Annotated in this window: 11 protein-coding genes; 2 read left to right on the top strand and 9 right to left on the bottom strand. The window is 44.3% G+C overall.

All coding sequences use genetic code 11. The annotated features are described in order from the left end of the window. The 3 genes from ACEW9J_RS11840 to ACEW9J_RS11830 all read right to left on the bottom strand — a co-directional run. Positions 1 to 578 (bottom strand): IS607 family transposase (locus ACEW9J_RS11840; RefSeq protein ID WP_373545324.1); only part of this gene is annotated, 578 nt, incomplete at its 3' end. A gap of 141 nt (positions 579 to 719) precedes the next feature. After that, positions 720 to 896: a hypothetical protein gene (locus ACEW9J_RS11835; protein ID WP_373545323.1), complete on the bottom strand. Its 177-nt coding sequence runs from the start codon at positions 894 to 896 to the stop codon at positions 720 to 722. A gap of 13 nt (positions 897 to 909) precedes the next feature. Beyond that, on the bottom strand, positions 910 to 2,238 hold the full coding sequence (locus ACEW9J_RS11830; RefSeq protein WP_373545322.1) for an RNA-guided endonuclease InsQ/TnpB family protein: 1,329 nt from the start codon (positions 2,236 to 2,238) through the stop codon (positions 910 to 912). 7 nt (positions 2,239 to 2,245) lie between these two features. Between ACEW9J_RS11830 and tnpA the strand changes: the two genes are divergently transcribed. After that, positions 2,246 to 2,512 (top strand): IS200/IS605 family transposase, encoded by a 267-nt coding sequence (gene tnpA / locus ACEW9J_RS11825; protein ID WP_373545321.1) that lies wholly within the window; start codon positions 2,246 to 2,248, stop codon positions 2,510 to 2,512. A 73-nt stretch (positions 2,513 to 2,585) separates the two neighbouring features. Here tnpA and ACEW9J_RS11820 read toward each other — a convergent pair whose 3' ends face one another. The 5 genes from ACEW9J_RS11820 to ACEW9J_RS11800 all read right to left on the bottom strand — a co-directional run bounded on the left by ACEW9J_RS11820 (position 2,586) and on the right by ACEW9J_RS11800 (position 9,588). After that, positions 2,586 to 3,593: a ParB/RepB/Spo0J family partition protein gene (locus ACEW9J_RS11820; protein WP_373545320.1), complete on the bottom strand. Its 1,008-nt coding sequence runs from the start codon at positions 3,591 to 3,593 to the stop codon at positions 2,586 to 2,588. 5 nt (positions 3,594 to 3,598) lie between these two features. After that, on the bottom strand, positions 3,599 to 4,630 hold the full coding sequence (locus ACEW9J_RS11815; RefSeq protein WP_373545319.1) for a ParA family protein: 1,032 nt from the start codon (positions 4,628 to 4,630) through the stop codon (positions 3,599 to 3,601). 381 nt (positions 4,631 to 5,011) lie between these two features. After that, complete coding sequence (locus ACEW9J_RS11810; protein ID WP_373545318.1) at positions 5,012 to 6,481, bottom strand: hypothetical protein; 1,470 nt, start codon at positions 6,479 to 6,481, stop codon at positions 5,012 to 5,014. Next, complete coding sequence (locus ACEW9J_RS11805) at positions 6,453 to 7,499, bottom strand: type I-U CRISPR-associated protein Cas7 (protein ID WP_373545317.1); 1,047 nt, start codon at positions 7,497 to 7,499, stop codon at positions 6,453 to 6,455. Before ACEW9J_RS11805 ends, ACEW9J_RS11810 begins: the two co-directional genes overlap by 29 nt. Further along, on the bottom strand, positions 7,489 to 9,588 hold the full coding sequence (locus ACEW9J_RS11800; RefSeq protein ID WP_373545316.1) for a hypothetical protein: 2,100 nt from the start codon (positions 9,586 to 9,588) through the stop codon (positions 7,489 to 7,491). The genes ACEW9J_RS11805 and ACEW9J_RS11800 overlap by 11 nt, the downstream gene beginning before the upstream one ends. 119 nt (positions 9,589 to 9,707) lie before the next feature. Between ACEW9J_RS11800 and ACEW9J_RS11795 the strand changes: the two genes are divergently transcribed. Continuing rightward, positions 9,708 to 10,307 (top strand): hypothetical protein, encoded by a 600-nt coding sequence (locus ACEW9J_RS11795; RefSeq protein ID WP_373545315.1) that lies wholly within the window; start codon positions 9,708 to 9,710, stop codon positions 10,305 to 10,307. Here ACEW9J_RS11795 and ACEW9J_RS11790 read toward each other — a convergent pair. Further along, on the bottom strand, positions 10,285 to 10,623 hold the full coding sequence (locus tag ACEW9J_RS11790) for a HigA family addiction module antitoxin (RefSeq protein ID WP_373545314.1): 339 nt from the start codon (positions 10,621 to 10,623) through the stop codon (positions 10,285 to 10,287). The genes ACEW9J_RS11795 and ACEW9J_RS11790 overlap by 23 nt on opposite strands. Between the last annotated feature and the right edge of the window lie 149 nt (positions 10,624 to 10,772).

The raw sequence follows: 10,772 nt of genomic DNA, 5'->3' as shown, positions 1-10,772 counted from the left end.
TACGCTATGGTGTGGGGATTCCCATCTGGGTAGCTAAAACAGTGCATGATGCTCATCAGATCTTGGAGCGACTCCTCATGTGAAGAGATCTTCGCATTATCGACAACAATAATTTTACAGGAGTGCAGGTTGCAAAACCACTCTACAAAGTCAAATCCAAATCTACACAGCCGATCTTTGTACCATACCACGATCTCAGCTATGTTACCTTCAGATACTTGAGTCATCAGCTTTAAAAATCCCGTTCGCTGCCAGTTCATGCCACTGGCGATATCTTGGACAATGCGACAGCCAGGATAGATTTTACCTAATAATTCTATTTGTGACTCAAGATCTTTCGATCGATCGGGGCTGCTGACTCTAACGTACAACACCCGCTCTTTGTGCAAATTGACTGGTGTGGGCAATCGATCGACTGGAGAATTCGTCGAGCCATCGATAAATGCTGATTCGGGATAGCGGCGATGACCGCCAGGGGAGCGAATGCAGGGGATTTTACCCGCATCTGCCCAGTCTGCTGTAGTTTTCGGGTGATATCCAAATTGTTTGTAAACTTGATTTGGAGAGAGATATTTCACGGTTGGGGATGGGTACGTTATACTCCATTATACCCCGATATTTTATACTTTCTTCTGGTCGGTTTTCGCCGTGTCTACGTTGTCGTTCACAGCGGCAATCGACGATCGCCGCAGTGAGGGTCAAGTTTCGATCGAATGTCATCATTTTGACAAAGTTTCAATCTGAGCCAATAGTGATTCGATTTGGCTCCATTTATGTTGGTCTTGCTCCCAAATTTTGGAGCCAATAATTTGCCTGACGATCGATTTTAGACGGGCTGGTGGAGTGGTTACTACTACATCTGCGGGTGTTGCCATCATGCTTTTAATCTGTTTCATGAACTACCAGCCCTTACTTCGTTGAAGAGCTGGTTTCTGCATCCAGCCCTATAAGAGTTGATTTTTGACGCTTCAACTGACCTAGTTGCTTCATGCTTCCCGCAGTCTTGCGATTACGGGTGCGTGAAGTAGAGCTAGTGCCATCTGCATCTACGAAGCTAGTTCCTAACTCCGACAGATTGTTTGAATACCAAAGTAACAAGACCTCGCAGGATGCGATATCGCGCTGCTGGATGTATCCGCACGACTCGCATTCATGAATACGCTGGTCTAAAGTTTTCTTTTTCTGATGTCCGCATTTAGGACAAGTTTGTGATGGTTTGATTTGCCGAGTTGGTGCCTCAGCAAATAAGCCACTTACATCGTCCAATTTAGCTATAAGAGAACTTCTAATCATTCCCATCCCGACATCAAGAATTGATTTATTTAGACCAGCTTTTTGCTTCTTGCGTCTGCCTTTTTTGGCTTTAGCACTTATCTTTTTGACTTCTAGTTTTTCAGTGACTACCACGCTATTACAGCTAACAATTTGTGTAGTCTCTTGATGAACCCAATTCTGACGTTGATTGGCTACCTTTCGATAAATCTTACCAATCTGCTTTTGAGCTTGTTTCCATCTTCTAGAAGCCTTGACTCTCTTCTTGTAATTAGGCGAACGCTTACGCCGCTTTCTTCTACTCAATCTCTTGATTTCCAGTTCGGCTTTCCTCAAAAATCTTGGAGCAGCTACCAAACCATCAATAGTTCCATTCGACCAAGCAATTGCATCTTGGCAACCTAGATCGATAGCAACAACACTATCGGTAGTCTGCCGACTATTTTTGAGGAGAATTTCGTCAATTCCTAAAACAATTGAAGCATACCATTTGCCATTCCGATAAATGATATCTAATGCTTTAGGGGTGCCCCAAAGCCTAGCTTTACCACGCATCTGGATTTGTCCGATTTTAGCCAACTCTAAATATCCGTTATCTCCAATGCTGTGCGCTTTCCATCCCGTAAAAGAAGGATAACTCCAGCCTGAGTAATTACGGATAGACTTGAATTTAGGGTATTTGGTCAAGCCTTTGAAGAATCGGCAAAAAGCAAAGTCTACACGCTTAATAGTCGCTTGCAATGCTTGAGAATTGATGTTTTTATACTCTGTCCACACCTCCTTGAATGCTGGTAAGTTATTCTGCTGGTCGAAGTAAGAAACCGATTTGCCAAATTTTTGATACGCCACTTTACGTTCGCAAACCGCAGAATTATACAATTCCTTGTGAAGTCGGCGATGGTAGCGCAATATTCTACTCACCTCTTGAGTAGGATAAAGTCTGTAAGTAGCTCTGCGTAAAAGCATTATCAAATTGGTTGAATTCAGTGGTGAAGAAAATCACGTACATCTACTGGTTGATGCTCATCCTGATAACAACATTTCTCAATTGATTAGTTCACTCAAGTCAGCATCTAGTAGGATTGTTAGAAAGGAGTTCGAGCAACATCTCAAGCAATTTTATTGGAAGAAAGAAGATCCGAGTTTTTGGACTGATGCTTACTGCATTATTTCAGTTGGGGGTGCGCCTTTAGAAGTAGTCAAAGAGCACATCAAATCTCAGGATACTCCTAAGTCCTAGAAGTTGCTCGTCACTCGCCTCGCTTACATCCCTGCCGTGTAGACGGACGGGGAATTACGCGAGAAGGTTAAAATTAGCTTTTTGACAATAGTTCAATCTGAGCTAATAATGATTCGATTTGGCTCCATTTGTGCTGGTCTGCTTGCCAAAGTTTGGAGCTGACAATTTGTTTGACGATCGATTTTAGTCGGACTGGCGGAGTAATTACGGATGGATCTAAATCGGATGGTGACATGATGCTTTTGACCTGCTTTTTAATCTCAGTCAGCGGCATTTCAGTTTCGATTGCCATCCTGAGCAAATCAGCTCTTTGGGCTGAGTCGTTAATCCTGGCGATTGCCTTTGCCTTGGTGTACTCTAACCCTTTGGCAATCGCATCAGAGATATCGTCGGGAAGGTCGATTAGTGGTAAACGGTTGCGAATAAATGATACCAAAGACATCGACTTTAGGTTCAGATCCAGCACTTGCCTCACAATCTCTCCAAACTGCTCCGATTTACTAATAACGTTATTAGTAGAGGTTTTACCCCGTTCGACGTTATCTAGAGAGTAAAGGATGGATTTGACTGCCTCATGGGAATCGACCGATAGTTCGATCGCGAGTAAGTTCAAAATTGCCCATGTTTCTTCAATGGCATTGAGATCTTGTCTGACTAGGTTTTCGGCTAGAGCAATTCGTCGCGCATCTCGATCGGACAATTCCATTACTACAACAGGAACATCAATTCGGTCGGCTTCGACTGCTGAAATCTGGCGACATTCACCAGCAACAATCTCATGAATGTCACCAACCAAACGCACGATGAGGTTTTCCAGTACGCCAAATTCTTTAATACTAGCGGTTAGCTGTGCTCTTTTGACCGGATCGAAATATTTTCGCGGTTGGTAAGGCGATCGAACGAGAATGCGGGGATCTAATCGGGTTGTCGGCTGCACCTTCTCCAGTTCGGTAATTCGAGCTTGGAGAACTTTAATATCGATGTTTTCAACTGGAGTGGGGATTAAACTGTCAGATCTAACTTCAACTGTCGGACGCGATCGACTAGCACGTAAACTTGCGAGTACACTGTCATCAACCATTGTTATTAATTCCCTACAGCTAAGTTAATTTTAGAGGCTAGATCTTTGAGCGGATGTTCGAGATCGGGATAGCCGATTTCGGTAAGGGTCTTACGTTGATTGATTGCTTGCTTGTACCGTTCGGATTCGACGATTGAAGATAGCACCAGCGCACTGCCAACCTCGTCACGCATCGCATCGATGCTTTCTTTACTGCTAGTTGTTTGATTGTTGCCGACAAATCTATCTCGAAAGGGTATGACCCCAACGATCTGAGCGGTCGTAGCTCCATTGATTTGGAGATTTTTGATGAGGTCGATGGTGCGGATCAGCGAACCGTACCCTTTAACTGAAGCTTCAACTGGAACTACAATGAGATCTCCAGCCCCAATTACTGTCAGTGAGATTTGCGACCGTTGGGGTGGCGCGTCGATAATACAGTATTCAAAAGCTGTAGCCATCGGCTCTAGTCGCTTTTTCAGCAGCATCGCCCCCATGCCGCTACTAGCTAGGTAGTCCTGTACGTTGTCTAGCTGATCGTCTGATGGAATTAGAAATAAGTTGGGATCGATGTCTAATGGATAGATGCAATCTTGCACTGGTACTTTATTAGTTAGGCATTCTAGCAATGTTGGGGCATCATGAGCAGGTGCGCCAGCAATCCAATCGGTAAGGCTATGCTGTGGATCGGCATCCACTAGCAACGTCGGATGACCAGCCCGTGCTAGTAATAGTCCCAGCAACATGGATACTGTAGTCTTACCTTGCCCCCCAGCTAGTGAGGAAACGACAATTGTTACCATCCCTCTACTATGAGTACTGCTATTTTGACTTTTAACTGGACTTGTAACTTGCACCATTTTTCCCTCTGATATAGTTTGTTTTACGGTTTGCTGATAGTTAATGCCTTGCCGGACACCATCAGCGAAATACTCGCCGCGATTCTTGATAGTGTCAAAAATAGCCGATTCTAGTGGAGTAAGCCAAATATCTAACCGCCGTTGAATTAGACCGATGTGGGTATTTTTTCTTCCCCCTTTATTCTTTCCCTCTGGCATATTATTTTCACTCAATACATCCAATACGGTTCGGATAAGCTCTCCGTGATACAGCCGAATGGGTTAGATGCCGCATTGTTTCATTAGCCAAACTTAGCAATTTTGCATTAACCGAACCGTATTGTCAATACATCTATTAAAGCACTCAAACAGAGTTTCGTCAACGTAAAACTAATTTCATCAACATAAAATTAATAAACCCCCTAAAAATAACACCAGCTCTCAAAAGAACTGGTGTTATTGATTATTCTCCTCGTAATCGAGGAATTAGTAGCTACGCGCAAGTAGCCTGTGGATTAGTTGTATCCTTTGTTTCAACGGATCTCCTCGGTTTCGAGGAAAGATCTATGTTCTACTAAGTACATAGATAATAATTAAGTGTCAACTTTCAACAAGTCTCCTCGACAATCGGGGAACTTCAATGGGATTACCAGCAACAATCGACTGGGCTGTACAACATAATACACCAAGTCCGAAGTTTTTACCATAGCCAAGGGATAATCCGCCACGGACGGGTAGTGATGACAAAATTGAGAGCCGATAACCGATGTTTACTGGCGGCTGCATCCGCTCGAACTGGGTACCAGAAAATCGTTCTGTGTGCCACTGGGCGTAATCTGTCCACTCTATTGCCCTACATGCGGCAATTTGCTCGTCATCGGCGATCGCCAGTAACCAATTGCCATCTTGCACGTAAGCAATTGCTTTTTCTTGAATACCGCACTCTTTCAGGAAGAATTTTAGGGCTTGGTGTGTTGCTCCATTGCGGGTGAAGTTGGTATTAGGTAAGCAGCGGTAGCCAGTATTCCGAATCCGCCCGTTTCGCCCAAATTTTAGCGATGGTAGCAGGGGCATGAAAAAGGGAGCGTGGCTCATCCAGTGCATCTTCTGGCTGGTAGTTACCGCTTGATAGGTGTCTGTGACCATTAAGCTAAGTCTCGATCGACCTTCGAGTCGATCGACAGCCGCAATTTTACTCAGCTCGAATTCACTCAAGCCCTTGGCACAGTATAGTAGCAATTTCTGGAAACAGCCGACATCATCGTATACGGGTGTAATTTTTAAATCCCCATTTCCAAAGATCGCTGTGGTTGGTGATGTTCTAACTAATGCTTTGTGGAGCAGATCGCACCAATATATTGCAGCAGGGGCGGGTAGTGGTCGATCGAGTGCCAGGACGACGGTATCAAAGGCGACTTCTCGATTTGGAAAGACATTCGGAATAGTGCGTTTGATGTGGTAAGTCACTTGATAAAATCCTGGGAAATTAGGCGATTTTAGGCGAGCGTTACGCATTCCAGGCGAGGCATAGAGAGAATCGATCGCTGACGACCGAACGCATTGTACTGTCTCGGTACCCGATCGATCTGGATAGCAGTTGAATCGATCGGGTTGGCTCACAATTTTCCAGGTTGCCAGATGCTCGGATCTGCCCAGATAATGACAGTGCCGTAAACAACTTTTGAGCAGATTCAATTCAGAGGGTGCCAGTTCTAGACTTTCCCATCCGACTAAAAAAAATGTCTCAGGGGGATAGCGGAAGTATGGCTCGGATAACAATTTACCTGGCTGATAAAGCTTTACTGTTCCTGTTTGGTCTGGTCGATGTTTTTGGAGGGGGATATAATTGCCATCGGGAATATAGTAAATAGGTAGCGTATTAGCTAGTTTTTCGAGTAATAACCTAATTGCAGGATGCTCGCCAACGCCACTTGAAAAAGCTCCGTGTAAAATTGCTCTTAAAATTCGGGTTGGCGATGGTACTTGCTCGATTGCTCCTTCGATATGGGCGCGATCCCAAGGACACGCGCCGTAAGAACGGCTATTGAGATCGATCTGAATCGTCAGCATTGTGTGGGGATTTTCTGGTCGGAGTAGTAGGTTTATCTTTGGCTTTTGGAGGTTTACGATCGAGGGTGATTTTGACCGTTTCAACATCTCCAATGATGCCATCTTTACGGCATTCTAACAATAAATCTTCAACAATCTTTTTCGCGTCAGCAGAGCGATTCAGCTCGATTTCTCCAACCTTGAGCGGCTGATTTAACTGCACGTCGATTACTTTTAAACTACAATCGACGCGATGAATTGGGACGGTTTCGATGAATTTTAAAATTTCATAAGTTGCCAAGGCTGTAATTAGGCGTTTGCCTAGATCGGGAATTGGGTAGGCATCGATTTGAAGGTTGCTAATCTGGAAATAGCCTTCTACGCGATCGCATGAAAATCTTTTAGTATTATGAGGAATCATGCCGATCCCTAGCTCAGATGCTTTACCTGCCTCAGAATCAAAGTTATTTAAGTTAAGGGTTGCGGCATTACTCCACACCCGATCTCGCAGCAATCCACCCACTAGAGCTTCGCGGACATCGATCGCAATTAACGATCCCCCGATCGATTTAGCAATTTTATAATGTCCTTCAATTTGGGAGAACCAGACACCGTGCAGTAAGGACATCGGGCAATATTTTAAGACTGTAATGTGTAATCCGCTTGTAATAATTTCTTGCTGAATTGTTTCGCTAAACCGCGCATTATGTAACATCGCAGTTTTATTTTTAAGTAAATAGCCTGATGCCAATCGATGCGGCAAAATAATTGATGTTGACAAATAGCGATCTGAGCTATCGACCATCTTAATATGTGGTAATCCGTCGAAAATTGGCTGCTGGGTGCCTGGGAGTTGAATCGTCCCCTCTAACATATTAGTGACCGATGCAAATGAATCGAGGACTAGACAGTCGCAAGTACCATCGTGATAAATCAGTTGTCCGACGTTGGGAAATGTACTGGCGTTGAATAGCCCTCGGACAGTCAGGGTAATGTCGATTTCCGTGTTGGCATCAGAATTGATAAAGTCAAGTTTCATTTTTACTACGTCGGGGGAATGCTTTTTGGCGCAGACTTCTCACCAGTAATTTCTTATGCCAATCTCCAATTGGGAATGCCAAAGCGGAAGCAGCTCGTTTATCTGCTGTGAATCTTGAGTTGAGGATGGAGGAAAGTTGTATACCCGTACCTTTTAATTGAGCTATGGGCGTTTGCAAGTCACCATTACTGGCTACGCGAGCTACTGGAGATTGTCGATAAGTAAATTCTTTGAGGTGGATAGCTGCAACCCTATACAGTACAGGTAAATGTGAAATTGTGGCATAAGAATCTGTAAAATTTAACAGTTGATTTTTGTTGATATTAAAGTTGACACATTTTAGCCCCCAAATCCAAGCGATAAATTTGCGGTCGTTAAAAGTGTCGTCGCGGATGAAAGTCAAAATATCCGCAAATGAAGCAAAAATCCGGTGGGGAGTTAGGTAATATGCTTGTCCTCTCTGTGCGGCGATCGTCCAGTGAGCTTGAATTTTTAGTAATAATCCGATCGGATCTGCTGCTTGAAACTCCATCGGATCGATCGGGATGCCACAACTGTTAAGTGTGACTGCCAACCGAAATTCGGCACAATTTGACTCGGCGAGGGCAGCTTTAACCCAGTCAAACCGCAGCGGTCGCGGGGGGAGATATCGCGCTATTTTACCTAATGCTAGGAGTAGATCGGAGTGCGTAGCTTTACCGATTGTGAATTTGTCGAATAAGCGATCGAAATCGTAGCACATAGCTTGAGCTAGATTGGGAGTTTTGGGAGACTTGGCTAGGGCGCGAATATCTAAGCGGTAAGCGTCTAGGTCGGCGGCGAGATCGATACCTTGGAGTGCCCTGGGTGCATCTAAGCTAAGATCTAACACCTCTAGTAAAATTGCAAAATTGTCAAAGCGGGACTTGCGCGTCAATAGGGCATATCTAGCAAATTTACCCGCAAGGCAATTGGTAGTTGCCCAGGCTCTGAGTGCGGTGATATAGTCGGTGGCATCATAGATTTGCGCTTGGAGATAAAATTGGGGTGCGGTAGCTAATGGGGAAGTGAATAGGTTGAAAGTGAGTAAGGAGTGGGTGTGTGGTTGTGTCCACAGGGGAAGAAAATATTCTTCACAATGATTTTTGCGCTCGTCAAGTGAGACTAAATCGATCGTGGCTCCGGTGGTTGCAACTGCTAATGAATATTTAGCAACGCTGCGTCCAGTCGGTCGATCGTTTGGTGTTAAGGGGGTGCAAAGTCCGCCGAAGGTGAGCAATCCTTCGGTGGCTAGGAGGACGGCTGCGGGGTTGATAGTTGCAGTAGAGCCGACACCAGAAGGGGGATAGTCGTAATTCTGGGAACGGGCGCGGTCGAGGTTAAAGTCTTGATGCGGGAATAGATGGATGCCTTTGACGCTGCCGCTTTGAATTTTGTGCTCGGATGGGACGTTAAAAATTATCTGAGCAAAACATTTATCGGCGATATCTGTCGGGTCGCCATCGGGATCGAAGAGGAGTCCAAAAGCGGTATGGTAATTTTCGGCAATGTCTACCGCACCGATGTTTCCCATCGTGCCGAGTAGTTTTGGATATTTGATGGAGATTTGTCCATAGCTATCGACGGGGACAATGACGGTATTTGCCCAACTTTGCCAGCGATCGTCGGAAATTGAATCTAGGCAGTTGAGGATGAATGTTTCTTTCTCGCGGTCTTTGGGATAGGTGTAACCCGATTTTGTAGCTACTTTGGCTTCATTGATTAATTGCCGGAATTGAGGGATGAGGGCGCGGATATTGTCGGTTCGCCAAGAGTCCGATTCCATCATCTGTTCGATCGAGTCGGTATAGCTGAGATTGCCAGTTGATTTGTCGATCGCGATCCCACATGAGGCATTCCAAGGTGTGAACAATGGGCTGGCTTCTAATCTGGAGAGGATTTTGGGGACTAGTTGAGACTGAGGGACTATAGTTTCAACCCAGAATTCTAATCCGATCCAGTGAAATTGGGCATTAGGATCGATGTAACGTTCCACAATCGACATTACTCCCAGTCCAGCTAGGTAGTTGCCTAGCGGCTGGTGAGTAATGCCCTCTAGTTGATATTTCATCACTTTGAGTTCGCGTTATAAATACTTTCAGTCTAGAACATTTTAGCCAATATATATCTATTAATTAGTAAAGCTATCTTGGGTATAATAGTATATGTAGAAAGTTAGAGAACTAATTTATGGGTGATGCACGTAGACGAAAAAAGCTAGATCCTAACTTTGGTAAATCCATAATTTCATCCAAGCAAACGGAACATTGCCGCCGCATAATTTCGGGCAATGGAGCATTCGTCGTCATGGACTTTTGGGGAGATAATGGTGGAGTTGCTTATTTAGAAATGAGAACTCATGAACTTGAAAATCATCCTAGATTTCAGTTAGTCTACGATCTCTCTCGTCAAGCAGCAATTGTGGATCTAGGCATCCGCAGACAGCACGAGCAGTCGCTAGGCTGTCTCACGATGATGGATCGCCACTTTCGATCTAATGTTCTTAAAATCCGCGATGATAATTGGGAGCCAATGATTTTTAATTGGCTATCGGATCTAGAGATCGCTCGTGAACATTTAGAGTTAACTCGGATTGGTAAGGGCAAAGCAGTAGTATTTGGAATTGTTAATTATTTAATCAATAACTGCAATCCTCGCTACCAATTTCCATGTTGGGTGAGTGGCGTTCCACTCGATGCGTCATTTGTGGATTTAATTTTTATTGTTGATAGTCGCAATCGTAGTAAGGAGCTAATTAATACTGTAATTACTCGCGAGAATTATTTGTAGCCGCTGGATGTACTTTGATTTTTTCTAAGGATTGAGCTTCAGTTCGTGCGACATAATAGAGATCCCATCGCAGTTGCAGGTTCATCCAAAAGTCGCTGGAGACATTGAAAAATTTACCTAGTCGTAAGGATGTGCTCAGTGTAATCCCCCGTTTGCCATTGACAACTTCGTTAATCCGTTGATAAGAAACGCCAATGGCGTTGGCTAGCTCTGTTTGAGTCAAGCCCATTGGTTCCAAAAATTCTTTAAGCAGTATATCGCCTGGATGGGATGGCGATCTATCTGTCGGGACTCGCACCACAATCGTTAGCTCCATTTTTTTGGTAATTATCTACTATTTTACCACAACATCACAGAACTCGTGTTGTTGTGGTAGAATATCCGATAAGACCGTTTGCCCGTTCTTTTGATAATTAGATCCATCGATCTGGGTACCCTAAGCAGTATGCTAGGGTGTAGTAATTT

This window comes from Chamaesiphon sp. (genome assembly GCF_041737865.1).
Lineage (GTDB): Bacteria > Cyanobacteriota > Cyanobacteriia > Cyanobacteriales > Chamaesiphonaceae > Chamaesiphon.
Note: the sequence above shows the minus strand (reverse complement) of the source record. Positions and strands in the feature narration are given on the sequence as shown.